This is a genomic window from Streptomyces sp. HUAS TT11, assembly GCF_051553595.1.
Lineage (GTDB): Bacteria > Actinomycetota > Actinomycetes > Streptomycetales > Streptomycetaceae > Streptomyces.
The window spans coordinates 2003736-2028713 of sequence record NZ_CP196184.1 but is presented as its reverse complement, the minus strand read 5'-3'; the positions used below and the strand labels follow the sequence as shown (position 1 = coordinate 2028713).

Below are 24978 nucleotides of genomic sequence, written 5' to 3'. Positions count from 1 at the left end.
GAGGACCGGCCCATCCCTTGTGCGCGGTTCGCAGCGGGTGCCCGCCGGCGGCACTGCTCCGCGTGCCGCCGGCGGTGAACTCCCGGCGCCTTTCCCGCTACTTGCGCTTCAGGGTGAAGTTGCTGGTGACCGTCGCTCCCTTCGTGAGCTTCACCGTCGTCACGGTCGGCTGGTAGCCGTCCTTGGCGACGATGACGGTGAGGGGGTTGTTGCGGACGTCGAGCCACAGGGCGTACGTGCCGTCGGACGCCGTGGTGAGCGTGTACGTCGAGGCCCAGCTGTCGATCTGCACGGTCGCCCCGGCCAGCGGCGCGGTGCCGCCGGCGGCCGTGGCCCCGAGGACGGTACCGGTGATCTTGCCCCAGGTCTTGGGCGGGTTGACGTGCAGGCCGACCGGGACGCGCGGTACCGAGTACGGCGTGTCGGTGCCCACGGTCAGGTCGGCGGTGTAGTCACCGGGCTGGGTCACCTCGGGAACCGAGGCGTCCAGGGAGACGGTGACGGTCGTGCTCGCCCCGGGCTGCAGGGTGAGCTGCTGCGTGCTCTCGTTCAGCCAGGTGACATCGCCCGACCCCGTCTGGTCGTAGCCGGGCAGCAGCTCGACCGTGGCGGTCGGGGTGCTGGGGGCGTTGCCGCCGCCGACCTTGTAGAAGCCGGGAGCGCCGCCGCCGCGGTAGGTGGCGACGTTGGGGTTGGGAAGCGCGCTCCAGGTGCCGGCCTGCGGGTCGAAGGCCTGGCTGCGGTTGGTCAGGGCGTTGTTGCTGACACCCCCGGCCAGCAGCAGCCGGCCGTTGGCCGCGGTGTAGGCCGAACCCCACTGCGTGGCCGGCATGTCCGCGAGCTGCGACCAGCTGTCCGCCCCCGGGTCGTAGACGTAGGTGTGGGCCACGTCGCTGTTGTTCGATCCCAGGCCGCCGGCGCAGTACAGGAGGCCGTCGACGGCGCCGCACGCCTCCCACGAGATCGGCTCGGGATAGGCGGCGATCATGGACCAGCTGTCGGACTCGGGGTCGTAGACGCTGGCGTCCGTGGTGCCACAGGTCGTGGCGCCGCATCCACCGATCATGTAGAGCTTGTCGTCCAGGACGGCGGTGCCGGAGCCGGCGTACGGCTTGGGCGCGGATGCGCCGGTGGTCCAGCTGTCCGCACTCGGGTCGTAGATCTCCAGCTTCGCGTCCGGTGCGCCGGACGGGCCCCAGCCACCGGCGGCGTAGAACTTGCCGTTGATGAAGCCGTGGGCGGGATCCTCACGGGTGTCGGACGCGCTCGCCAGCTTGGTCCAGCTGCCGGCGACCGGATCGAGGACGTACATGTCCTTGCTGTCGGCCGATCCGGTGAACCCGAAGGCGGAGTAGACCTTGCCGTCCTGGGTGCTGACAGCGTTGTCCATGATGGCCCCCGGGAAGTCCGGGGCCGCCTGCCACGGGCCGTCGGCCGGAGCGGCGGACGGCTTGGCCGTGCTGCCCCCGCCATGGGCCTTGCTGGACAGTGCGTTGTAGTCACCCTTGACGGTCTGCAGCGCGGCGCCCTTGCCCTGCTGGGTGAAGCCGCCGGACTGCTCGCCGAGCTTGACCGTGGCGGGTGCGCCGCCGGTGTTCTTCACGGTCAGGTTCTGCGTCTTGGATCCGCCCCAGGCGACGGTGGCGGCGACGGAACCGGGAGTGACGGTGATCTTCCCGGCCTTGAGCTTGTAGTTGGCCGAGACCGTGCTGTCGGCGCCGACCTTCACCGTCTTGGTCAGCGAGGTGTACTTGGACTTGGCGGCGGTGAAGGCGTGGCTGCCGAAGGTGGTGGAGAACAGCGAGTAGAAGCCGTCGGCGAGGTTCGGGTCGTCGGGAGTGGCAGCCGTGGTTGCCTGCTCGGCGGGCTTGTCCTGGCTGGTGACCGTGGCCCCGACCACGCCCGAATCGGTGTTGGCGTCGGTCACGTTGCCGACGACCAGGGCGCCCGGGGTGGGCGTGACCAAGCGGTCACCGACGAAGACGTCGTCGACGGACCACCACCAGCCGAAGTGCGAGGTGAAGTGGAAGCGCAACTGCACCTCGGACTTGCCGGCGAAGCCGTCGAGGGGGACGGTGATCCGCTGGCCGGGCATGATGGACGCTCCCGCGGACCAGACCTTGGTCCAGGTCGCGCCGCCGTCGGCGGTCGCCTCGACCTCCGCGGTCTGGTTGGTGAACTGCTGGTACTGGGTGTTGAACGCCAGTTCCGGGTTGTCCTTGCCGCTGAAGTCGTAGACCGGGGTCAGCAGCGAGGTGTCCTGGGTGGCCGCGCCGCCGAAGTGGTCGCTGTCGACGACCGCGAACGCGCCCTCACCGCCGGTGCCGTTGCCCCGGTTGCCGGGGTCGTCGAACTCCCAGCCGCCGGTCGTTCCGTCGGCGTTGACCACGTGCCAGCCTTCCGGTGGCGCGTCGGTGGCGTCGAAGGGCTCGGTGCTGCCGGTCTCGTGGACCTGGTATCCGGGCGTGCTGGTCGCCCATGAGTCGACGGGGACCGAGAACTGCACGGTCTCGTCGGAGTCGCCGACGTCGACCTTCTTGGTGACGGCCCGGTAGCCGGTGGTGCTCGTCGCGACGTGCAGGGTGTAGGTGTGCCCCTCGGGCAGGTCGAGGCTGTAGGCGCCGGTGGCCGGGTCGGTCCACACCGATCCCGGGACCCCGTCCGCGGTGATCTTGGCGTAGAGCGGCCAGCCGTGGCCGGAGCCGTCGACGACCTTGCCGGCGACGGTGTGGCTCGGTACGGGGGTGAGGGAGAAGCTCTTGGTCAATGTGGCACCGTCGTCGACCACGACCTTGTCGGCCGAGCCGTCGGCGTAGCCGAAGGCTTCGACGGTGACGTCGTAGGTGCCGGTGGGCACCGTGAGGGAGTAGGCGCCGGAGGCGTCGGTGTGGGCGACGTTGGTGCCCGCGCTGACGGTGGCTCCGCCGACCGGCTTGCCGGTGGCGCTGTCGGTCACGCTGCCGGAGATCACGCCGTGCGGGCCGCTGCGGAAGGCGGACAGACCGGCGGGGGTGCCGAGGCCGGTCGGACCGTCGTAGCCGGCGGTGCCGTTGCACAGGTACGACGGGGAGCAACTGCCGTTGCTGCCGGTGGTGATGTCGTTGATCCCGGTACCCGTCGCGTAGGGGTAGGAGTTCGGGTAGGTGCCGGCGACCGGTGTACCGGCGTCGGCGTACACCGACGCGATGATGGGCGAGGAGACGCTGGTACCGCCGTACACCGCCCAGCCGCTGTTGCCGTAGGTCTGGTAGACCGCCACGTCCTCCGCGACCGCGGAGACATCGGCGAGTGCACGGTTGGCGCAGCCGGTGTCGTGCTGGAACGCGGGCTTGGGCTCGTACAGCGAGCAGCCGGAGCCGGCGAGGTTCCAGGCGGACTCGGTCCAGCCGCGCGACGTGGACGCGGCGCGGGTCAGCGTGGTGCCGCCGACCGAGGTCACGTACTGCGAGGCCGCCGGGTAGCCGACGCCGTAGGCGTAGTCGCCCGTGGACGCGGTGATCGCGACACCCGGGTGGTTGTAGTGGGCGTCCAGGGTCGTGGTCTCGGACGGGTCCTCACCGCCCCCGCCGCGATAGTCGGAGCCGTACGAGTTGGAGACGAACTTCGCACCGAGTGCGACCGCCTCGTCGACGGCCGAGGACAGGTTCTCGAAGCTGTTGTCGTCGGCCTCGACCAGCAGGATGTGCGCGTTGGGCGCGACCGCGGAGACCATGTCGAGGTCGAGCGAGATCTCACCGGCCCAGCCCGCATCGGGGGTGGGGTAGTCGGACCCGCCGCGCTGATCGACCTTGCTGAAGCAGCCGTTGGCCGTGGTGCAGGCCGGCAGTCCGTACTGCTCGCGGTAGACGGCCAGGTCCGCCTCGGCGTTGGGGTCGTCGAAGGCGTCCACGATGGCGACGGTCTGCCCGGCGCCACCGTCTGTGGGCAGGTTGTACGCGCTCTGCAGATCGGCGGCACCGTAGCCGTTCGGGGTGTCGTCGGCCCGCATCACGCCCTTGACCGACTTCACGTCGGTGCGGCGCAGGGCGAAGCAGGAGAAGTGGCCGTGCTTCGGAACGGCGCATGCCGGCTCGAAGAGCGGGTGTGCGTCCTTGGCCGAGGAGCTGGAGACGGAGACGGCCGCGGATCCGGCGGCCGACGCCGGGGCCTGCAGGCCGAGCACCGCCATGGCGGCGGCACCCAGGACGGCCAGGCCGGTGGATATCGTTCGTCTGATCGGGGTTCTGGCTCTCGGTAATGTGCGCAACGTGTGACTCCCATGCGTGCTTGCAGGGGTCGACCCGTACACAGTTCTCGGGCGACGGTGAATGAGCATTCACCGGGGGCCAATTAGCGAGACCGCTACTTCGTGTGTCAATCAGTAGCCCTCCGTGACCGGCGTGACTGACCGTCAGCGCAGAGGCACCGCTCCTTCACCTCCGGCGCGTGATTCATAGGCGTTTCACCCGGAATGCAGGACTCCAGGTGTTCGCTGAGCGGACGCAAGGCCGCCATAACGGGCCCCCGTTCACCGATATGTGTCGAGGGCGTGAACACGACACGGCGCCAAACCGCCAAGTTCCCGCATTGACCGGCCGAGGGGCCCGGTTGGACTTTTGTGCTGGTCAACACACCTCCTCCGCACACCCGGTGACCACGCGGTCGCCACCGAACGTCCGAGTGCCGAACGATGCCGGGCCGCCCGCCCTCATCACCTTCTGGGAGTTCTCCTTGCTGCACAGATCGCTCGCCGGGCCAGGGCGGCGCAGACCGTCACGCCGCGGCTCCGCCGTGGCCGCGGTGGCCGCCGCCGTCCTCGCCGTCCTGGTGGCACTGCTGCCCCAACAGGCCCTTGCCGCGTCCTCCTCGGCGGCAACCGCCGTCTCCGCCGAGCCCGCCTGCGGCACACCCAAACCCGGCTCCTTCACGTGTTTCGCCCTGCGCCGCACCGACATCCGCGCCACGCTCGGCCTGCGCCGCGACACGGCCGGCCAGGCGGCGCCCGACGGCTACTCCCCGGCCGACCTGCGGGAGGCCTACGGGCTGCCGGCCGACGGCGGCGCCGGAGCGACGATCGCCGTCGTCGACGCCTACGACGACCCGGACGCCGAGACCGACCTCGCCGTCTACCGCCGGCAGTACGGGCTGCCCGCCTGCACCTCCGACAACGGCTGCTTCCGCAAGGTGGACGAGCACGGCGGCACCGCCTTCCCGGCCGCCGACGACGGCTGGGCCGGGGAGATCTCCCTCGACCTCGACATGGTCTCCGCGATCGCCCCGCAGGCGCACATCCTGCTCGTCGAGGCCGACAGTGCGTCCTCCGACGACCTGGGCACGGCCGAGAACACCGCCGTGTCCCTGGGTGCGCGCTACGTCTCCAACTCCTGGGGCGGCTACAGCGACGACAGCGCTCAACTCGCCTACGACGAGGCGTATTTCAACCACCCGGGAGTCGCCGTCGTCTTCAGCTCGGGTGATGGCGGCTACGGCGTCAGCTACCCGGCCTCCTCGCCGTACGTGACCGCGGTGGGCGGTACCTCGCTGGTGCGCGACGGCAGCGCGCGCGGCTGGGGCGAGTCGGTGTGGAACGCCACCACCGTCGACGGCGACGGCCAGCAGCACTGGGGTGCCCCCGGCTCCGGCTGCTCGGAGGTCGAGCCCAAGCCCGCCTTCCAGTCGGCCGTCGACTGCGCGGGCCGCTCGGTCGCTGACGTCAGCGCCGTCGCGGACCCGGCCACCGGTGTGGCGGTCTACAACTCCTTCTCCGACGGCGGCTGGAACGTCTACGGCGGCACCAGCGCCTCCGCACCGATCATCGCCGGCGTGTACGCGCAGGCCGGCACCCCCGTCTCCGGCACCTACCCGGCCGCCTACCCGTACCAGGCGCCCGGCGCTCTCCACGACGTGACCCGGGGCGACGACGCCAGTTGTGCGGACAGCTCGGTGTGCGGTCACGGCACGACACCCGACTGCACCCCCGCCTTCACCTGCGCCGCGCAGCCCGGCTACGACGGACCGAGCGGGCTGGGCACGCCGGACGGCACCACCGCCTTCCGCCCGGGTCCGCACGGCACCGTCTCCGGCTCGGTCACCGACGCGGGCACCGGCCGACCGGTCGCCGGTGCCACGGTCGCACTCGGCGACCACCGGGCGACCACCGACGACGAGGGCGGGTACCGGCTGGACGTGCCCGCCGGTTCGTACCCGCTGACGGTCAGCGCGTTCGGCTACAAGGACGCCGACCTCGGCACGGTGCGCGTCGACGACGGCGACACGCTGACCGAGAGCGCGGCGCTGACCGCGGTGCCCTCGCAGACCCTGTCCGGAACCGTCCGGGACGGCGGGCAGCACGGCTGGGGCGTCTACGCCCGGCTCACGATCGACGGTGTGCCCGGCGCGTTCTTCACCGACCCGGCGAGCGGCCGGTACTCGGTGCGGGTGCCCGACAACCGCACCTACACGCTGCACGCCACGGCGCTCTATCCCGGCTACCGGCCCGCCGACACCACCGTCACGGTGGGCTCCGCCGCACGGACCGCCGATCTCACGCTCCCGCTGAACACCACGGGAGCCCTTCCGCCGGGCTACGCGATGACGTACCACGGCGGTGAGTCGCAGTCCTTCCCGACCACGTCCTCACCCGACGGATGGACGGTCCGCAACAACACCGCGGCGGGCGGCTGGCAGTTCGACGACCCGCTCAACCGGGGCAACCAGACCGGTGGCACCGGCCGGTTCGCCGAGGTGGACGACTTCGCCCTGGGCTGGGCCCCCGCCGACACCGAACTCCTCAGCCCCAGCTACGACTTCAGTGCCGAGCGGGCCCCCGAGCTGCAGTTCGACACGGCATTGCCCTCGCTGTACCGACTGGGCGACCTGACCGCCGATGTGGACGCGAGCACCGACGGCGGCGCGACCTGGACCACGCTGTGGCACCACACCGACATCGTCCCCGGACCCGCCCACGAGACGGTGCCCCTGACCGAGTACGCGGGCAAGAAGTCCGTGCGCATCAGGTTCCATTTCACGGGCTCCCTGACCGGCATCTGGCAGATCGACGACGTGACCGTGGGCACCCCGACCCTGGTCACCCGGCCCGGCGGTCTGCTGGTCGGACGGATCGACGACGCCAACACCGGCCACGGCGTCCTCGGCGCGACCGTCGCCGGCGCGGCGGTGCCCGCCGACAGCGGCCGCATGGTGGCCTCGCCCGGCGATCCGGCGCAGAGCGAGGGCCTGTACTGGCTGTTCTCCTCCCGTACGGGCAGCCAGAAATTCACCGCGGGCCTGCCCGGCTTCGGTTACCCGCCCGTGACCGAAACGGTCAGGGTGCGCCCGGACTCCGTCACCGCGGCGGACTTCGCACTGCACCCTGCCCAGCTGCGCTACGACACCTCGGCGGTGGCGGCCGCCGTGCCGTGGGGGGACAGCAGGACGGTCACGGTGACGGTCCGCAACACCGGCGGTTCTCCCGCCACCGTCTCGCTCGGCGAGCAGCGTCTCGGCGGGACCCCGGCGACGCCGGCCGGCGCCCCGGCCCGGCACACGAAGGCCGCGCTCACCCCGAACTCCGTGCTGCGCACCGCGGCCGCCGAGGCCTCCGACCCCGGCTCCCCGGCCGGGCAGGCGTGGTCCGCGCTGACCGATCTGCCGACCGGTGCCTTCGGAGGAATCACCGCGGTCGACGGCGGCACCTTGTACGCCGGCCTCGGGGAGGCACCGGGCGGCCAGTGGAGCGGTGACTTCCACGCCTACGATCCGGGCACCGCGAGCTGGCGCACGCTCGCCGCACCGGCCACCAAGCGGCTCGGAGCGGCGTACGGCTTCATCCGCGGCAAGCTGTACGTCACCGGCGGCCGCGACGCCTCGGGCGCGCCCATCGCGGGCGGCGAGGTCTACGATCCGGCCACCGACTCGTGGTCGCAGATCGCCGACGCGCCCAAGGCGTACGGCGCCGCCGGTTCGGTGGTGCTCGGCGACCGGCTGTATGTGATCGGCGGCTGCGACCGGATCAACTGCGGCGTCAACGACGTCCAGGTCTACGACCCGGCGACCGACTCCTGGTCGGCCGGGGCGTCCTACCCGGAGCCGATCTCGTACCCGGTGTGCGGCGCCGCGGACGGCGTGGTCTACTGCGCGGGCGGCGCCTATGAGCCCGACGGCCGTGCCCCGCAGGACACCGACCACACGTATGCGCTGGACCCGGCGGCCGGAACCTGGCACCGGGTGGCCGACGCTCCGGCCGACCTCTGGGGCGCCACCGGGACGGCCGCCGACGGTGAACTGCTGGTCGCCGGGGGCTTCCAGGTGAGCGCAGGCGCGCTGACCAACGAGGCGCACGCCTACGACCCGGCCACGGACACCTGGTCGGCGCTGCCCAACCTGGCCGAGCCGGTGCTGGGCGCGCAGTCGGCACCCGGCTGGTTCGCTGTCGGCGGCATGAACGCCTACAGCGTGCCGCAGTCGGCCGTGCACGAACTGCCGGGCTGGGACCGGGCGCACGGCGATGTGCCGTGGCTCGCGGAGTCCGCGGGGAAGCTGACGGTCAAGGCGCACGGGTCGACGAAGGTGCGGCTGACCCTGGACGCCGGGGCGATGACCGCCGCCGACGGCGGTGATCACCGGGCTGCGCTCGTCGTGGACAGCGACACCCCGTACGGCGCGGTGTCGCTGCCGGTCACCATGACGGTGGTGCCGCCCGCCGGCTGGGGCCGGCTGACCGGGACCGTGACGGGCACGAAGGCCGACGGCACCGCGGCGCCACTGGCCGGGGCCACGGTCGACATCGACGCTCCGAACGGCGGTCTGACCGTGGCCACGGGTCTGGACGGAACGTACTCCGTGTGGCTGCCGGCCAAGGGCGGTCCGGTGGGCGTGATCGTGTCGGCCGACGGCTACCGGCCCGCGACCAGATCGGTCCGGCTGGTGAAGGAGGGTGCGGTCACGGCGGACTTCCGTCTGCAGGAGAGGTGAGACGGGGCCGGCCGGGGTGTACCCGGCCGGCCGCCACGATCGGCCCGCGGCCCGGTGCGTGCGTTCCGCACCGCCGGGCCGCGGCCGTCCCGCGCACCGGGGTTCACGGGCCGGCGAGTCCGGGTTCGCCGCTCACCGCCAGGTCGGCGGACCGTCCTTCGGGTTCAGGCCGCCACCAGCCGCGGCTGGCGGCGAGCACCCCCGCCTGGAACCGGCTCGCCGCTCCCAGCCGGCCGAGCAGCGCCTGTACCCGACGCTGCACCGTGCGGTAGCCGATCCCCAGTTGGCGGGCGATCGCCTCGTCCGACATTCCCATGGCAAGCAGCGAGATGATCCGCCGCTCCTCGTCGTTGATGAACTCGTCCGGGCCGATGGACGCGGTCTCGCCGGGCATGTAGGGCTGGGCCTGCTCCCACAGCGACTCGAAGAGGGTGGACAGCGCGTCCAGCAGCGCCGAGGGATGGACCAGAATGCACGCGTCCAGGATCTGCGGGGTGGCCAGCAGCGGGATCAGGGCCGCCTGGTCGTCGGCGATGATCAGCTTCATCGGGGCCTCGGGCAGGAACCGCACCTCCTCGCCCGCCGCGATGTCGACCTCCACCCGTGCCACGGAACCGGGCATGCTGAGGGTGTCACGGGCATGGATGAAGCGGCTGCGCACATTGCGTCCGGCGATGGCGGTGGCGGAGTTGACGCGTTCGCCGTCGCTGGCCTGGGCGTAGGGAGGGGCGTCGATGCCGCGGATCTCCCGCTCGGCACGGTTGAACAACTGCTGTCCGCAGCGGGCGACACCGTCGCGGCCGGTGACGACCTCGATCAGCGCGGTCGAGTCGCGGCTGCGGCGGGCCTCGTGGTGCCGCTCGGTGAGCCGTTCGCTCAGCGCGCGTACCCGGTGGATGTCCCGCTCGCGAGCCAGCAGGAGGACTTCCAGGGCGTGTTCGGGGGGCAGCGCCGTGTATGAGGGCGGGCTGCCCGGCAGCCGGGATATCAGGCCGCCGTCCTCCAGCCGCACCAGGGCGGCGTCGGCCACATCGGGTTCGATACCGGTTCGGCGGCACAACTCCTCGACGGACAGCGGCGGGTTGTCGACCAGGATGAAATACAGTGCCTCGGCAGGCTGGTCCAGCCCGAGAACTTCCAGCATGGTCACCTCCGACGACAAAGTAGCCCGCGGCACCTGGGTGATTGAACCACTGACGATCATTGGTCACATTGTTGGAACATCCGATGTTCCGGCAGCCCGGCTTATCCGCTGGGGTGAAGTGGGCGGATAAGGGGCGGATGAGGCCGAAGCACCTCCGACCACTGCCGAGCGGCGAAGACATCATGACCTTGCAGCGATGGGCGCCGGGCGGCCCTGTGCGTTGAGCACGGCGGGAGTTGTCGGTGTCGGCGGCCCACTGGGCCCGCTGGTGGATGGTGGGCCCTTCGGCGGCCGGGTGGGGCGAACTGACCGTGTGGCCGGGGGCGTTGTTGCTCCCGTCGCGAGGCGCGGGACGAACTCCTCCCGCCCTTGCCGGCGGTCTCAGCGGTTGTCGGTGCGCGCCAGGAGGTCGGTGACCTGTCGGCCGACCGCCTCCCGGACCGGTGATCGCAACGCACCCATGTCCGCGCCCTCAAGGGTGTGCAGAGCGTGTTCGGCGTCGGCCGTGTGCGCGGTGCTCCCGCTGAACACCTCGTAGCCGTCGCGGACGGCGACACGGAGGAGTTCTCCGCCCGCACGGTCGGCGTGCACAGCGGTCGCGACGACCAGCGGCGGTGGCCCACCCGCTTCACCGGCCTGCTTGTGGAAGGAACTGGCGATCGGCGTACGCCACTTCAGACCGAGGAGCAGGAGACGCTTGGCCATGACCTCGTCCAGGTCCGTCTCATGGACCGTGTCGGCACCCAGTGTGACGGCCCGGGCGTCCAGGACGAGCGCGGCGGGCAGGAGGCAGCGCAGTGTGCTGCCGACGATGTTGCCGCCGACGGTGGCCGTGCGGCGCACGGCTCCGGTGCCGACGCTTGCGGCCGCCTGCCGCAGTACCTCCGGCACCCGCTCGTCGATCCGGTGCAGCACCACGGCCGAACCCAGCGCGGTGGCTTCGATCGCGTTGGCCTCCGGCAGATTGCGCAGCGACATGGCTTGTCGGGGAAAGCCGTCCCGCTGCCAGGTGGCCCATACGAGTGTCGCCCCACCGACGGGCACCGCTCCCTGGGCTATGCACTCTTGCGCTTCGGGCAAGGACGTAGGCAGGTGCAACAGCACGGCAGTCGCCCTTTCCTGGAGGGTGGCCGGTTGGGGGACCACGTTCATCGCGTGATCGCCGACAGTGGGCATTCTTCAGCCGGATGCGGGAGCGTGTACAGGGGCAATCAGGCACTTCGCGCGCCGTCGAGGACTCCGTCGATCGCCGGCGGGCGGGGGATCTCGCAGGCGTGCGCCGGGCGGAGGCGTTACGTCGACCGTCCGCACGTCCCACCGCTCAGGCCGGGGCCGGGGGTGCATCCTCCTTGCCAACGGCTTCGCCGGGCGGAACGCCCTGCGCCGCGGGTCCGTGAGAACGGAACGGCCGCGGCGCAGGACCCAGCTCATCCAGGAATCACTTGACGTCTACGTAGTCGCCGGCAGCCGAGACGGCCGGGGTGGTCGACGTACCCGCGAAGGAGTAGCGCCAGTAGCCGTCCGTCGTCGCCTTGTAGGTCGTCCTGAGGTTGCCGTGGCTGTCGGTGGTGACGGTCTTGAGGGTCGTGTAGGTGCTGCTCCCCTTCTTGCGGAACTGCAGCTTGACCTTCTGGCCCGTGTACCCGGCGTACTTGTGGGCCTCCCAGTTCGCGCGAGTGAGGGAGCCCGTGATGGTGAGCGTCCTGCCCTTCTTGACCGGCTCCGGCGCGGCGTTCACCGTGAGCCTGGACAGGCGCTGGACGGCGGGGGAGCGCTGCCCGGTCAGGCTTGCGGCGCCGATCTTGCTGATGTCGGTGGGCTTGCTGGGGTTCTGGCCGTTGTAGGCGACGGCCCAGGCCACCGAGTGCCAGCTCGTTCCGGCGTCGGAGTTGGCCAGATCGTACTTCGGGTAGATGTCGACGGTCCCCTTGCAGGTCTCCACCGTGACGACCTTCTCGGACGAGGACATGGAGGAGGTCACGGTGCACGTGGCCGACTGGTCACCGTAAAGGTCGGCCGACGGTGCGGTGACGGAGCCGTGGTACAGGTCGAGGCCGACGACGAAGTCCGAAGCGGAGATGTCGACGTTCGTCGCGGTGAGGGTGAAGCTGTAGGGGACGTGCACGATGGCGCTGGTGCCCACGGACACGGCCGGCTTGCCGCCGGCGACCTTCACGTTGGAGAAGGTCACCGCCAGCGGATACGGCGCCTTGGCCGTGGCGGCGGCCGCCGTGAAGGCGGACTTCCCCGTTGCCGGGGTGATGTGGCCGGCGAGCTGCCAGGGGCGCGTGGCACCCGGGGTGCTGGCGGCCTGGGCAGCCGGCATGGCGGCGCCGGTCAGTGCGGCGACGCCGCAGACGACGGCGACGGCCGCCGTAGCGCGAATACGCATGCGTTCTCCGTTGGAGAAGCGCCGGGACCCGGACAACCCGGGTTCCGGCGCACAGAAAGGGAATGCCGACCGGAGGGTCGGCGTGTGACATGGGCTCAGACCGCGTCGGTGGAACGATGGTTGTACGTCCGGCGAATTCTTTGTGCATCTTTTCGTGAGCACTGGCACGGCTGGTTGCCAAGGGTTTTTGATGCGCCGCCCCGGTGGGTTCGCTCCTGAGTCGGAGCCGATCGCCCGCATGGAGGGCAGCGCCGCGGCTGCACCTCCGGCATCGACGCCGGCGATGCGCTGCGCGAACTGTCCTGGGCGGGGATCGCGGATCCGCGTGGTGACGGGGCGGGCCCGGCGAGGGGACCGGTCGCGTGATGGATGTCACGCGACATGAGGCGGTCGTCCGGGTGGACCGCGCACGGGCCGGTCGCCCGGCCGGATGCGGGAGCGGCGTGCATCCCGGCGCCTGGCGCGGGCGCCGTCCCCGGTCGCCCTCGGTCCTCTCCCTGTGGAAGGCCGTCCATAAACCGTCTCACGATGTGTACACCCGTTTGACATTAGATTCGCTTATGGAAGATAAAGAACATGCTTTGGCCACTCTTTCGCGTTGCGTGACGTTCGCGGCGTGCGGCCGCCGATCCCTTCAAGCGAATGAGTCCGACCGTGTCCCACCTCACCAGCGACGGCCCCGTCGGCGGCTCCGTCGGCCAGTGGCACGCATGGCGTGCCGAGCGCCATCGCTCGCTCACGTCGCCGACCGGGAATCTCGCCCTGGTCGAGACCCGCTGGCTCCCCGCCGGTGAACGCCCCGACGTGGAGGAGGGTCGCGCCGGCCGGCCGAACACTGTGACGGTCACCACACTCCAGCGGACCGACCTCGTCACCGGCGAGCCCGAGCACGGCCTGCGTCTGTGGGACGCCGAGTCACCCGCCATCCACCACTTCGACCGGGTCGACGCCTTCCCTCACGACCCGGCCTGGGTGATCGAGGCGACCTACACCCCCGTGCCCGGTGCTCGCCGGGTCGCCTTCGAGCACCTGCGGGACAACGGCGGCACCCGGGAACTCGTCGTCCCCGGCGACATCACCCTCGCCGTCGACGGCCGCGACTACACCCTCAGCGCCTTCGACGACGACGGCACCCTCCTGCTCGTCTTCGGTGATCCCACCAACGGCGTCAGCACCTACGGGGCCGGGCGCTTCCTCTTCGTGCAGCGCACGCGGGACGAGCACCGCGTCCTGCTCGATTTCAACCGCGCCTTCGTGCCGCCCTGCGGTTTCTCCGATCAGTACAACTGTCCGATGCCGCCGCGGCAGAACCGCTTCCACCTGCCCATCGAGGCCGGCGAGAAGCTTCCCGTCTTCCGCGGCGGCTTCCCCGCGCAGCACTGACCGTCGACCGCCTCCCCGTACCGCAGCACGAAAGCGCCCTTCACCATGAGCCTGAAGAAGACCTCCCTGTACGGCACCGCGACCGCGGCCGCCCTCGCCCTGACCGTGACCGCCTGCGGTGGCTCCGGCGCGGGTGGCAGCGCCGGGTCCGGCACCTACGACAAGAACGCCACCGTCAGCATCGGCTCGCTGTACGAGCCGCAGAACCTCGACAACACCGCCGGTGGTGGCCAGGGCGTGACCGAGGCGCTCAACGGCAACGTCTACGAAGGGCTGTTCAGGCTCACCGACGACGGCAAAGTGGAGAAGCTGCTCGCCGAGGACTACAAGGTCAGCGGCGACGGTCTCACCTACACCTTCACCCTGCGCGACGGCGTGAAGTTCCACAGCGGCAAGGAGCTCACCAGCCAGGACGTCAAGTACAGCTTGCAGAAGGTCATCGCGGACGACTCCCAGTCGGCACGCAAGAGCAACCTCGAGGTCATCAAGGACATCACCACCCCCGACGCCCGGACCGTGAAGGTCACGCTGTCGCAGAAGTCGATCTCCTTCGTCTACAACCTCTCCTACGTCTGGATCATCGACTCCCAGGCCAAGAACCTGAAGACGACCGAGGACGGCACCGGCCCCTACAAGCTGGACAAGTGGACCCGTGGTTCCGCGCTCAGCCTGGACCGGTTCGCCAGCTACTGGGGCGACGCCGCAAAGAGCAAAGAGGTCGTCTTCCACTACTACAAGGACGCCACGGCCCTCAACAACGCGCTGCTGACCAACGCCGTCGACGTGGTCACCAGCGAGCAGTCGCCCGATGCCCTGGACCAGTTCAAGAGCAACCAGAACTACAGGGTCAACGACGGCAACTCCACCACCAAGCTGCTGCTGGCCTTCAACGACAAGGCCAAGCCCTTCACGGACGTCAAGGTGCGCCAGGCCGTGTCCGCCGCCATCGACGACAAGAAGCTGCTGGAATCGGTCTGGGGCGGCTACGGCAAGCTCATCGGCTCGATGGTGCCGCCCACCGACCCGTGGTACGAGGACCTCACCAAGGTCAACGCCTACGACCCGGCGCGTGCGAAGCAGTTGCTCGCCGAGGCCGGGTACGCCAAGGGCTTCGCCTTCACGCTGGACACCCCGAACTACGACCCGCACCCCACCGCCGCCACCTTCATCAAGTCCCAGCTTGCCAAGGTCGGCATCACCGTCACGATCAACACGATCACGCCCGACGAGTGGTACACGAAGGTCTACAAGAACCACGACTTCAACGCCACGCTCCAGGAGCACGTCAACGATCGCGACCTCGTCTGGTACGGGAACCCCGACTTCTACTGGGGCTACGACAACAAGCAGGTCACCCAGTGGGTGCAGCAGGCCGAGGAGGCGTCCAGCACGGCCGAGCAGACCGCGCTGCTGAAGAAGGTCAACGAGAAGACCGCCGAGGAGGCGGCCAGCGACTGGCTGTACCTGTACCCGCAGATCGTGGTCGCGAGCAGCAAGCTGTCGGGCTACCCCCTCAACGGCCTCAACTCCCAGTTCTACGCCTACGACATCGAGAAGAAGGGCTGATGGCGCGTTACCTTCTGCGCCGCCTCGTCTTCCTGGTGGTGTCGCTGGCTCTCGCGAGCGTGGTGCTGTTCGTGCTGCTGCGCATGCTGCCCGGTGACCCTGCCAACGCCCTCACGGCGGTGGGCGCGAGCCCCGAACAGATCGCCGCGGCACGACACGCCATCGGCTCCGACAAGCCGCTGCCCGAGCAGTTCACCCACTGGCTCGGGCAGCTGGCGAGCGGTGACCTCGGCACCTCCTTCGTCAGCTCGCTGCCGGTCGGACCCGAGGTCGCCTCCCGGCTGAACATCACCGTCCCGCTCACCCTCGCCGCCTTCGTGCTCGCCGTCCTCATCGCCGTGCCCGCCGGATTCGTCGCCGCGCACAAGCGCCACACCTGGTACGGCGCCCTGCTCAGCGGTGTGTCGCAGTTGGGCATCGCCGTCCCGGTGTTCTGGCTCGGCATGATCCTCATCGCCGTGTTCGCGCTGAACGCGGGCTGGCTTCCGGCGGGCGGATTCCCGCAGGACGGCTGGTCCGAGCCCGCGGACGCGATCCGCTCCCTCGTTCTCCCGGTCGTCACCATCGCCCTGGTGATGAGCGCGTCCCTGATCCGCTACGTCCGCTCAGCGACCCTCGACGTTGTGGACAGCGACTATCTGCGCACCGCCCGCGCCCTGGGATCGTCGTTCGGACGCGCGATGTGGCGGCACGGTCTGCGCAACGCCTCCGTGCCGGTGATCTCCGTCCTCGGTATCGAGCTCGCCTCGACCCTGCTCGGCGCGGTCGTCGTGGAGTCGGTATACGCCCTGCCGGGTCTCGGTTCGATGCTCGCCACCGGCATCGCCCAGCACGACTACCCGGTCATCCAGGGCGTGCTGTTCGTCTCCACCCTCGGCGTGCTGCTCATCGGCTTCGCCGCGGACCTGCTCCAGCGGATCATCGACCCGCGGCTGCGGGGACGGCTCTCGGGAGGTGCCCGGTGATTCCGGCCGACACACTCGAAGCGGCGCGGCCCGCGGGGACGCCACAGGGCGGGCGCCGCTCCCGCGTCTCCGCCACGCTGGTCGTCGGCTCCGTCCTCGCCGGCCTCATCGCGCTGCTCGCCGTGGTCTCCCTGTTCTGGCTGCCCTACCCCGCCGACGACACCTCCGGCGGACGGCTGACGGGACCGGGCGGGGGACATCTGCTGGGTACCGACAAACTCGGCCGTGACCTGTTCACCCAGGTGATGACCGGCTCCCGGATCGCCGTCGAGGCGGGGCTGGGGTCCGTGCTCATCGCCGCCACCATCGGCATCGTGCTCGGCGTGCTCGCCGCGTTCGCGCAGGGCTGGCTCGACGACACGCTCTCCGCGTTCCTCGACATCCTGATCGCGTTCCCGACGCTGCTGCTCGCGATGCTCATCGTCGCCGCGCGTTCGGCGACCCTGGGATCCGCCGTCCTCGCCATCGGTCTGGCGCAGAGCGCCGTCGTCGCCCGACTCGCACGCATCCTGGTCAAGCGCGTCCTGACGCAGGACTACATCACTGCCGCTCGCACCTCCGGCACGTCCTGGTCGCGCATCGTGCTCGGACACGTCCTGCCCAACATCTGGCCCACCCTCGTGGTCAACCTGGCCCTGCAGTTCGGGCTCGCCGTGCTGGCCGAGGCGGGCCTGTCGTACCTGGGGCTGGGCGCCCCACCACCCAACGCCTCATGGGGTCGCATGCTCCAGGAGGCCCAGGCCACCTTCACCACCGCCCCCGCCGGCGCCCTCGCCCCCGGCATCCTGCTCGTCCTGCTCGTGGTCGGCGTCAATCTCATCGCCGACGGCCTGCGGGAAACCCTCGATCCGGCGACCGGTCGGAGGCGCTCATGACCTTCCTGGACGTACGCGGACTGACCGTCCGGACCGCCGAGGGCAGAGCGGTGGTCGACGACCTGTCCTTCAGCGTGGCCGGTGGTGAACGGCTCGGCCTCATCGGCGAGTCGGGGTCCGGCAAGTCGCTCACCACGCTGGCGGTCCTCGGCCTGCTGCCCCGTGGCATGACCGCCACCGGCAGCGTCGAACTCGCCGGCACCCAGATCGTCGGCGCGACCGAACGGGCGCTCACTTCGGTGCGCGGCCGGGACGCCGCCGTCGTGTTCCAGGAGCCTCTCACCGCGCTCGACCCGTTGATGCGCGTGGGCCGGCAGATCGCCGAGCCCCTCGCCAGACGCAGGGGCCTCAGGGGCGCCGCGCTGCGCGACGCCGTCCGCGACATGCTGGCACAGGTACGGCTGCCGGAACCCGAACGTGTCGCCCGCGCCTTTCCGCACGAGATCTCGGGCGGACAGAGGCAGCGCGTCGCCCTGGCGATGGCCTTGGCCTGCGACCCAGGACTTCTGATCGCGGACGAGCCGACCACCGCGCTGGACGTGTCGGTGCAGGCGGAGATGCTGGATCTCCTCGACACCCTTGTCCGGGACCGGGGAATGGCGGTGATCTTCGTCAGCCACGACCTGGCCGTCGTGGCCCGGGTGACCGACCGGGCTCTGGTGATGAAGGACGGCCGGGCGGTCGAGACGGGAACCGTCCACGACCTCGTGCGCTCTCCGCGCGCGGAGTACACCACATCGCTCGTGGCCAGCGCCCGGACGCTGGAGGCCGCTCTGGATCTGAGGAGCCCGCGGTGACGACCGTACTGGAACTGACAGACGTGGCGCTGCGCCACCGGGGGAGCGCGGCCGACGCGGTGCAGGACATCTCGCTGGCCGTCGAAGCGGGGCGCAGCCTTGCCCTCGTCGGCGAGTCGGGGGCGGGCAAGACGACGCTCCTGCGTCTGCTGCTCGGGCTGGCCCGGCCCACCGCCGGGACTGTCCGCTTCGACGGTGCCGACCTGTCCCTGCGCGACCGGGAGCAGATGCGCCGGTTCCGGCGCAGCGTGCAGTGCGTGTTCCAGGACCCGTACTCCTCGCTCGACCCGCGTCGTCGCGTGGGTGCCGTCGTGGCGGAGCCGTTGCGCTCCCTCGGTATCGACACACGGTCCTCCGCCGTGCCGAAGGTGGCGGCGGCCCTGGAACGGGTCGGCCTCCCGGCCGACGCGATGGACCGCTACCCGCACGAGTTCTCCGGAGGGCAGCGTCAGCGGATCGCCATCGCCCGCGCCACGGTGTGCCGTCCACGCGTGCTGCTGGCCGATGAGCCCGTCAGCGCACTCGACGTCACCACCCGGGTCAAGGTCGTCGACCTGCTCGCGGAACTCAAGCAGGAACAGGGGCTGACACTTGTGATGGTGTCCCACGACCTGTCGGTCGTGGCGTCCCTGTGCGAGCGGACCGCCGTACTGGAGCACGGCCACGTGGTGGAGCAGGGCGACACCGCCCAGGTGCTGGGCCGCCCGGCGCACCCCTACACCCGCCGCCTGATCGACAGCGTGCCGCGACTGCCCGCCTGACCGCGGGCCGGCGTGCCGGGCCTTCTTCGCGCCGGTCGCCGCCTGGTGCGGCGCCTCGTCGGCCCCGACCCGCACCCGCGATGACGGCGGCACGGCTGCCGCGGTGGGCCGCCGCGGACCCGCCACCGCACCGGCCCGGTTGGCACCGGCGCCTCCTGGCCGAGGCCCCCTCGCAAAGCGGCTGTTGGGCGCCGAAGCCGCTGAGGGCCGTGCGAGCAGAGTGAGTTCGAGGGCCTGCATCAGGGACGTGTCCCCGCTGATCGGTGCGCCAGCGCCCTCGGTGACCGGTGTTGACGGCGGAACGGTCATCGAGCCAGGGAGGCGGCATCGCCCATGACGACGACGGGATGGTCACCGGGGTCGAGGGCTTGCAGCAATTCTTTCATGTGCGGCTTGGAGAGGCTGACACAAGCGTGCGTGGGGCCGCCGTGGTCGACGTGGATCCAGATGCCCCCGCCCCGGTTCTCGCCCAGCGGCTTGGTGCCGTCCATCGGTGATGTGCCGGGCTGCCGGTTGTAGTTGATGGCGATCACATAGTCGAAGGAACCGGTGAGCGGTTCGCCCTCGATACCGGGCCCGCTGACGGAGAAGGCACCGGAGCGGTGGTACGGCAGCCTGGTGCCGGGGTCCGCCAGCAGTCCGCCGGCGTCGGTGAGGCCGAACACCCCTATGGGGCTGCGCAGGTCGCCCGCGTAGTGCTCGTCGGTCCAGCCCTTGTAGCCGTTGTGCGCCGCCCATACCGCCCCGGGGCGCCAGCCGCCGTCGACGCGTTCGTAGAGCACGACCTTCGAGGACGCCGAGTTCCGTGCGGCGCCTGTCACCAGGACGACCTGGCGGGTGCCTGCCGGGATCCGCGACAGCGTCCTGGGACCCAACCCAGGGATCCGGGTGAGGATGTCGGGCCGCGGCGAAGAAGTCGTCCGTGGTGCGCCGGGGGCGGCCGCGGACCGCGCGGCCGCCGGAGCGACGGCGTCCTGGACGACCGGGGCCGTCCCGGGGGCCGGGGTGTGGTTCCCCTCGGGGATGTGCTGGGAGGCGGCGACGATTCCCAGCGAGGAGACGATGACTGCCGCGGCTGCGGATATGTAGGGCCTGTGGAGGCGCATCGGTGCGGGCTTTCTGAAGAGGACGGGAACGTGAGAGGGCGGCCCTTGAGCGGAGGCGCTCTCGACGACCCGGCCGAGGGCGTCCGGTGCGAAGGACCCCGGCCGGGGACGGGGTGCGCGTGCCGGGCTCACCGGACTGCCGGTGCTACGGGCGGGCTTCGACGAAGCCCGCCCCTGGACCACCCGCCACCCCACGAAGCCGGGCTCTCGACTCAGCTGCGAGCGTTCTTCGGCACCGTGATCTGGTGCTCGCCCCAGCTCATCCGGGTGGTCGCCTCGTAGTTCACCGTCGTGCCCGCGTCGAGACCCGCGCCCTGGGCCCTGGCCGAGGCCTCGACCAGGACGGTCTGATCGCTGAGCATCGCGCCGGTGGACGGGTCCACGACCAGCCGCTCCCGCGTCGTCCCGAGCGGGGTCGGGTATGTGAGGGGAAACTCGACGCCGACGCCCTCGCGACCCAGAGGATCGGTGACACGCCCGATCACCCGGACTCCGGGCAGATCCGCCATCACCCGGTACGCGGCCGCCCGGACGCCCGGCTTCACGGGCATCGTGACGAGGTCGGCCGCCTGGCGCAGCATCCATGCGCTGCGGCCCGAGCTGCCGGACTCGGCGCCGTTGTCCGCCGCGTACGCCCGCTCCAGGTATCGGCGCAACTGCCCATCGTTGGAGGGAAGTTCGCGCAGGTCCTGGTAGGAGACGTTGCGCGGGCCGACGGCGTAGATCTTGTCGTCGACGTTCGTCTTCATGACCATCGGCCGCCCGGTGCCCATCGGGAAGCCGATCGTGCCGGTCCCGGTCTTGTTGGCGACCTCGACCCGCACCGTGCCGGGCGAGCCCGCCGCGCGCCAGCGCGCCTTGTCCGCCGCGGTCCGGGGCTCGGTCAGGGAATCCAGTCCGGAGACCATGAAACTCCCGGTTCCGGGGCGTACGCCCACCGACCACTCGGCGGTGGACGCACTGCGCACGGCGAAGAGCCGCCCCTTCTCATCGGCGACGTCCACGTTCTCCGAGCGCGTGGTCGTCTGCCAGTACGTTCCCCGGTCGACCGAGTTCTCGGCCTGCTCGGCCGCGCTGAGCAGTTCGAGGTGGCCGTCGACATGGACGTCCTCACCGGCGCCCGGCCGTTCCGTTGCGGCGGAGGACCGCGGCTGTGCGGCCGGCCGATCGGCAGGCTCCCGCGGATCGAGCGTGCTCACGGCCACCGCGGACGCCGCCACGGCTGCGAGGGCCACCGCTCCCAGCGGCCGGAACCCGCTTCTGCGGCGGGGGGCGAGGAAGCGTGTCCCCCCGCCGTCCGGCGCTTCGCCGACGATGCGTGCGAGGTCCTCCCGCTGCCTCGTCGGGTCCACCAGCAGGGACGGATCCAGTTCGTCGGGCCGTGCGTCCGCGAGCACCTTCATGACGTCGGGCCGCTTGCGGGTGTTCTTCACGCGGGTGCTCCTTCGTGACGGGTGGGGTGCGGTGCCTCTACGGGAGGTGTGGACGCCGCCCTGGACGCCGGTGCCGCTTCCAGGGCCTTCTCCAACCGGCGGCGGGCCCGGTACAACCGGACGGCCAGTGTCGCGGTGGTGCAGCCCAGGACCTGCGCGGCCTCTCTGGCACTGAGACCGTGCCAGGCGATCAGCGTCAGCAGTTCCCGGTCGGCCTCCGGCAGGCTCGCGAGCGCGTGCAGCGCGTTGTGCCGATCGGTGACCTCCGCCGCGATGTCACCGACATCGGTCCGGGCGCCGCTGCTGATGCGCTGCGCTTCCTCGGCGGCAAGGAGGTACTGGTGGGCGTCCCTGCGGCGCAGTTCGCGCACCAGGTTGCGGGCCACACCCAGGAGCCACGGCAGTGCCGGCCGGGGAATGCTGTCCACCCGCTGCCAGGCGACGGTGAACGTCTCGCTGGTGATGTCCTCGCCTGTCTGCCGCCCGACCAGGCTGGTGGCGTAGGCGAGGACACGCGGATAGCACTCCTCGTAGACGTCCCGGAAGCGTTGGGCATGTGTCACGCGCCGTCCCCTCATTTCGGCTCTCTCACCAAGCAATGAGCGCAGCGGCCGGGTTCTTACATCCCGCACCGGAAAATCCCGCGGATGTGGCGCGCATCACGTACGGGAGCGGGCCGCCGTGTTCTGCGCGACGGCATTCGCGGCGTTCCCGAACGGGGGCCCCGACGGCCGCACCCGTGCCGAGCCGCAGGTCGGACGACGACCAGGGCGCATGCACTCCATCGGACGGGCAGGTCAGGGGCGAGGGGGTGTCGGGGTGAGCGCGGCGGCGAGCATCTCAAGCGCCGCGGTCACCCCCGCAGACGAGCCGGGTCGTCGGTGCCGAGGGCCGAGGCCAGGGCTGCGGTGATGTCGGTCGCCCGGACCGGCGCGACCCGTTCGGAGGTCTCGACGGCCTGGCGCACGAGCATGCGGCACCGATCGGCGGGAGCCGGCACGGTCTGCACCGATCCGGCCTCCCTCAATCGGGCCACGGCCGTGAAGACCTGACCCTGCGGGAGGCGGGTGCGAGCGGCGATCTCTCCCACCGCGCTGTCGGGATGCGCCGCGATGTCGCTGGCCACGACCAATACCGTCCGCGTGCTGCCCGCGTACTTCGAGGCACCGCTTTGACGTCTCTCGGAGGCGGCCCTCGCCGCAGTTGCCGGGAAGACACACTCGGCGTCGTCGTCACGGTCTTGCCGGAGGATGCTCGAAGTGCTCCGGTGTCAGACGGCGTCGATCTGCCAGCCGATCACACCTGTGGCACCCTTTTCGCCCTCGACGTCGATGCGAAGCGGCCCAACCGCGGTGATCCGTTGCAGCACCATCGACCGGTCGCAGGGCACCTCGGCCTCGGTGCCGGCGGCCGCCGGTGTGAACACCAGCCGGGCGCTGCCGATGCCGAAGCACACCAGGCTCAGCCTGTAGGTCCTGCCCTTGCTCAGGCTCGGCTCGGTGTGGATGCCGTCGGTGACATCTTCCGCGCCGCCTTCGACCATCGTCCCGCTGTGGACGGTGTCAAGGGCTGCTCGCGCTTGTTCGGCGAGCGTCTTCCCGGACGGGCCGGTTGCCTTCCGGGTGAGGCTCGGCGAAGGCGATGACGAGTGTTCGGCGGCCGCGTCGCCGCCGGTGCCGTACGTGCATGATGTGAGCAGGAGCGCGCCCACCACCACCGCGCAGCGAGCCGGGCGGGCCCGCGGGCTCGACGAGATCACGATTGCTCCCAGTACGTGCAGCCGGATTCGGAGGCGGGGAGCGTCGCCGTGCCGTGCTCTACCGCGCTCCACCCTGTGCCGGCACAGTACTTCGCGCACTTCACCTTGTCGCCTCATGAGCCCCACCAGCAAGTGACCGTACCTTGTTCCGACCGGCGCCGAACCCCGGCGGGTGTGCCGGGGGTGGCGAACCGGTGCCGGGCAGGGCACGACCTGGCATGCACGTCATGCCGCCCGGCACCCCTACGTCGTGGGTGGTCGGTCACGGATCGATCACGGGCCGACCACGGCCACAACGTCGATCTCGACAAGGATGTTCATCAGGTCGGAGCCGACCGTGGTCCGCACCGGGAAGGGCTCGCTGAAGAACGCGCCGTAGGCCCGGTCGAACTCGGCGAAGTCCCGCTTCAGGTGCTCCAGATGCGCCGTCACCTTGACCACGTCCCGCAGTGTCAGGCCGCGTTCGGCGAGTACGGAGGAGATGGTGCGCAGCACCTGTGCGGTCTGCTCCCCGACACCTTCCGCAATCTCGCCGGTCCGCGGATCCTGTGGGCCGAACCCGGCCGTGTACAGGAACCCGCCCGCCACCACGCCCTGGGAGTAGGCCCCGGCCGGGCGGGGGGCGTTGTCCGTGCGTACGGCTTCCCTTCCCGCGGCTCCCACAGGTCCGGTCTCCAGTTCCGTGGCTCCGCTCATCCCGTCAGGTCGCCTTCCCGCTCGTTGACCGCGGCGTAGTGACGGAGCTTGTCCTCGTCCACGCTCACACCCAGACCGGGTCCCGTCGGCACACGCAGTCGGCCGTTCTCGAGGTGCAGCGGTTCGATGATGTCGTCCGCGTGCAGGTAGTACATGCTGTCGATCGCGCGTGAGAGCACCGGCGTGCTGGAGACGACGGCGAGATGCGCTGCCGTCGCTATGCCGAGTTCGCCCCCGCTGTGCAGGTTCATACCGAGGCCGAAGGTCTCGCAGTGTGCGGCGAGCGCCTTCGTGGCCGCGATACCGCCCCACTTGTAGACGTCACCGTGGATCACGTCCACCGCGTTGAGCCGCATGGCCGGTGCGAAGTCCTCGAAGCGGACGACGCACATGTTGGTGCACAGCGGGATGCGTACCTTCGCCTTCACCTGGCTCATGCCCTCGATGCCGACACACGGGTCCTCCAGGTACTCGAGGTCCAGTTCCTCGAGGGCGATCCCGGCGCGTATCGAATCGGGGACGGACCAGGCGGCGTTCGGATCGACCCGCAGATTCACGTCGGGCAGCGCTTCGCGCAGCGCACGCAGGATGGCGACATCTCCGGCCGCGTCCTTCGTGCCCTTGAGCTTGACGGCCTCGAAGCCGCCCTCCGTCACGACGCGCCGGGCGTGTTCCGCCAGGGCCGCGGGCAGCGCCGACGGTTTCGAACCGGGCGCGTCCGCCCTGGTGACGAGCGCGGTGATCGGTACCTCGTCGCGTACGGCACCCCCCAGCAGATCGGTGACCGACTGCTGGGTGGCCTTGCCCATCGCATCCCAGCAGGCGACGTCGATCGCCGCGATCGCGGCGTAGCCGAGGTAGCCGTAGAAGAAGGGCACCATGTGCTGCTTGCGGTGGAAGCCTTCCAGCGCGAACGGGCTGGTGCCGATCAGGTCGGTGGCCATCGACCGGATGATCGCTGCCACCGGCCTGCCCCACATCGTCTCGCCCCAGCCCTCGACGCCCTCGTCGGTGCGGATGCGCACGACGGTGCGGGTTTCTCCCGTCTTGGTCTCGAACGAACTGGTGAAGGGGTTGACCAGTGGGAGATTGACGACCCACACATCGACGTCGGTGACCTTCATTTCTCTCCTTGCATCATGGGGACGG

The 24978-nt window shown here is 70.7% G+C and carries 18 protein-coding genes; 7 read left to right on the top strand and 11 right to left on the bottom strand.

Features of this window, described 5'->3' with window-relative positions; all coding sequences use genetic code 11:
• Window positions 1-97: 97 nt before the first annotated feature.
• Window positions 98-4168, bottom strand: coding sequence for a carboxypeptidase regulatory-like domain-containing protein (locus tag ACSHXN_RS09275; RefSeq protein WP_438302918.1), 4071 nt, complete (start codon window positions 4166-4168; stop codon window positions 98-100).
• Window positions 4169-4659: 491 nt separating this feature from the next.
• Between ACSHXN_RS09275 and ACSHXN_RS09270 the strand changes: the two genes are divergently transcribed.
• Window positions 4660-8952, top strand: coding sequence for a carboxypeptidase regulatory-like domain-containing protein (locus tag ACSHXN_RS09270; RefSeq protein ID WP_438302917.1), 4293 nt, complete (start codon window positions 4660-4662; stop codon window positions 8950-8952).
• A gap of 103 nt (window positions 8953-9055) precedes the next feature.
• On the opposite strand, the gene ACSHXN_RS09265 is transcribed toward ACSHXN_RS09270, so the two are convergent.
• The 3 genes from ACSHXN_RS09265 to ACSHXN_RS09255 form a co-directional block, all read right to left on the bottom strand.
• Window positions 9056-10096 carry a helix-turn-helix domain-containing protein gene (locus ACSHXN_RS09265; RefSeq protein ID WP_355138501.1) on the bottom strand — a complete coding sequence of 347 codons (1041 nt, stop codon included), beginning with the start codon at window positions 10094-10096 and terminating at the stop codon, window positions 9056-9058.
• 381 nt (window positions 10097-10477) lie between these two features.
• Window positions 10478-11200, bottom strand: coding sequence for an FAD binding domain-containing protein (locus ACSHXN_RS09260; RefSeq protein ID WP_438306443.1), 723 nt, complete (start codon window positions 11198-11200; stop codon window positions 10478-10480).
• 334 nt (window positions 11201-11534) lie between these two features.
• Window positions 11535-12488, bottom strand: coding sequence for a hypothetical protein (locus ACSHXN_RS09255; protein ID WP_438302916.1), 954 nt, complete (start codon window positions 12486-12488; stop codon window positions 11535-11537).
• A gap of 642 nt (window positions 12489-13130) precedes the next feature.
• Between ACSHXN_RS09255 and ACSHXN_RS09250 the strand changes: the two genes are divergently transcribed.
• From ACSHXN_RS09250 to ACSHXN_RS09225, 6 genes are read left to right on the top strand one after another with little or no spacing between them, the layout of a single operon-like run.
• A complete protein-coding gene (locus ACSHXN_RS09250) occupies window positions 13131-13871 on the top strand; it encodes a DUF1684 domain-containing protein (protein WP_355796186.1) in 741 nt (246 codons plus the stop codon).
• Window positions 13872-13916: 45 nt separating this feature from the next.
• Window positions 13917-15437, top strand: a complete 1521-nt coding sequence (locus tag ACSHXN_RS09245; protein ID WP_438302915.1) for an ABC transporter substrate-binding protein — start codon at window positions 13917-13919, stop codon at window positions 15435-15437.
• Window positions 15437-16402 (top strand): ABC transporter permease, encoded by a 966-nt coding sequence (locus ACSHXN_RS09240; protein ID WP_356109477.1) that lies wholly within the window; start codon window positions 15437-15439, stop codon window positions 16400-16402. Before ACSHXN_RS09245 ends, ACSHXN_RS09240 begins: the two co-directional genes overlap by 1 nt.
• Entirely contained in the window at window positions 16399-17277 is an 879-nt protein-coding gene (locus tag ACSHXN_RS09235; protein WP_355138511.1) for an ABC transporter permease, read from the top strand. The genes ACSHXN_RS09240 and ACSHXN_RS09235 overlap by 4 nt, the downstream gene beginning before the upstream one ends.
• Window positions 17274-18074 carry an ABC transporter ATP-binding protein gene (locus ACSHXN_RS09230; RefSeq protein WP_355138513.1) on the top strand — a complete coding sequence of 267 codons (801 nt, stop codon included), beginning with the start codon at window positions 17274-17276 and terminating at the stop codon, window positions 18072-18074. The genes ACSHXN_RS09235 and ACSHXN_RS09230 overlap by 4 nt, the downstream gene beginning before the upstream one ends.
• Window positions 18075-18082: 8 nt before the next feature.
• The gene (locus ACSHXN_RS09225) at window positions 18083-18835 is read left to right on the top strand and encodes an ABC transporter ATP-binding protein (protein WP_383355611.1); all 753 of its coding nucleotides are present in this window, start codon (window positions 18083-18085) and stop codon (window positions 18833-18835) included.
• A 305-nt stretch (window positions 18836-19140) separates the two neighbouring features.
• Here the strand turns inward: ACSHXN_RS09225 and ACSHXN_RS09220 are convergent, their stop codons facing one another.
• From ACSHXN_RS09220 to ACSHXN_RS09190, 7 genes are all read right to left on the bottom strand, one after another.
• Window positions 19141-19941 (bottom strand): L,D-transpeptidase family protein, encoded by an 801-nt coding sequence (locus ACSHXN_RS09220; RefSeq protein WP_355138517.1) that lies wholly within the window; start codon window positions 19939-19941, stop codon window positions 19141-19143.
• A 212-nt stretch (window positions 19942-20153) separates the two neighbouring features.
• Complete coding sequence (locus ACSHXN_RS09215; RefSeq protein ID WP_438302914.1) at window positions 20154-21374, bottom strand: CU044_5270 family protein; 1221 nt, start codon at window positions 21372-21374, stop codon at window positions 20154-20156.
• Window positions 21371-21937, bottom strand: coding sequence for an RNA polymerase sigma factor (locus ACSHXN_RS09210; RefSeq protein WP_438302913.1), 567 nt, complete (start codon window positions 21935-21937; stop codon window positions 21371-21373). The genes ACSHXN_RS09215 and ACSHXN_RS09210 overlap by 4 nt, the downstream gene beginning before the upstream one ends.
• A 290-nt stretch (window positions 21938-22227) precedes the next feature.
• Window positions 22228-22500, bottom strand: a complete 273-nt coding sequence (locus ACSHXN_RS09205; protein WP_438302912.1) for a MarR family transcriptional regulator — start codon at window positions 22498-22500, stop codon at window positions 22228-22230.
• Between the two features lie 144 nt (window positions 22501-22644).
• Window positions 22645-22917, bottom strand: a complete 273-nt coding sequence (locus tag ACSHXN_RS09200) for a hypothetical protein (protein ID WP_438302911.1) — start codon at window positions 22915-22917, stop codon at window positions 22645-22647.
• Between the two features lie 489 nt (window positions 22918-23406).
• Entirely contained in the window at window positions 23407-23829 is a 423-nt protein-coding gene (locus ACSHXN_RS09195) for a RidA family protein (RefSeq protein WP_438302910.1), read from the bottom strand.
• Window positions 23826-24953 carry a mandelate racemase/muconate lactonizing enzyme family protein gene (locus ACSHXN_RS09190; RefSeq protein ID WP_355138529.1) on the bottom strand — a complete coding sequence of 376 codons (1128 nt, stop codon included), beginning with the start codon at window positions 24951-24953 and terminating at the stop codon, window positions 23826-23828. Before ACSHXN_RS09190 ends, ACSHXN_RS09195 begins: the two co-directional genes overlap by 4 nt.
• Window positions 24954-24978 lie beyond the last annotated feature (25 nt).

What these genes read in the sequence shown, in the direction of transcription:
- ACSHXN_RS09275 (WP_438302918.1), bottom strand. Translation starts at nt 4,168, where the DNA reads ATGGCGGTGCTCGGCCTGCAGGCCCCGGCGTCGGCCGCCGGATCCGCG.
- ACSHXN_RS09265 (WP_355138501.1), bottom strand. Translation starts at nt 10,096, where the DNA reads ATGCTGGAAGTTCTCGGGCTGGACCAGCCTGCCGAGGCACTGTATTTC.
- ACSHXN_RS09255 (WP_438302916.1), bottom strand. Translation starts at nt 12,488, where the DNA reads ATGCGTATTCGCGCTACGGCGGCCGTCGCCGTCGTCTGCGGCGTCGCC.
- ACSHXN_RS09250 (WP_355796186.1), top strand. Translation starts at nt 13,131, where the DNA reads ATGAGTCCGACCGTGTCCCACCTCACCAGCGACGGCCCCGTCGGCGGC.
- ACSHXN_RS09245 (WP_438302915.1), top strand. Translation starts at nt 13,917, where the DNA reads ATGAGCCTGAAGAAGACCTCCCTGTACGGCACCGCGACCGCGGCCGCC.
- ACSHXN_RS09240 (WP_356109477.1), top strand. Translation starts at nt 15,437, where the DNA reads ATGGCGCGTTACCTTCTGCGCCGCCTCGTCTTCCTGGTGGTGTCGCTG.
- ACSHXN_RS09230 (WP_355138513.1), top strand. Translation starts at nt 17,274, where the DNA reads ATGACCTTCCTGGACGTACGCGGACTGACCGTCCGGACCGCCGAGGGC.
- ACSHXN_RS09220 (WP_355138517.1), bottom strand. Translation starts at nt 19,941, where the DNA reads ATGCGCCTCCACAGGCCCTACATATCCGCAGCCGCGGCAGTCATCGTC.
- ACSHXN_RS09200 (WP_438302911.1), bottom strand. Translation starts at nt 22,917, where the DNA reads ATGGTCGAAGGCGGCGCGGAAGATGTCACCGACGGCATCCACACCGAG.
- ACSHXN_RS09195 (WP_438302910.1), bottom strand. Translation starts at nt 23,829, where the DNA reads ATGAGCGGAGCCACGGAACTGGAGACCGGACCTGTGGGAGCCGCGGGA.
- ACSHXN_RS09190 (WP_355138529.1), bottom strand. Translation starts at nt 24,953, where the DNA reads ATGAAGGTCACCGACGTCGATGTGTGGGTCGTCAATCTCCCACTGGTC.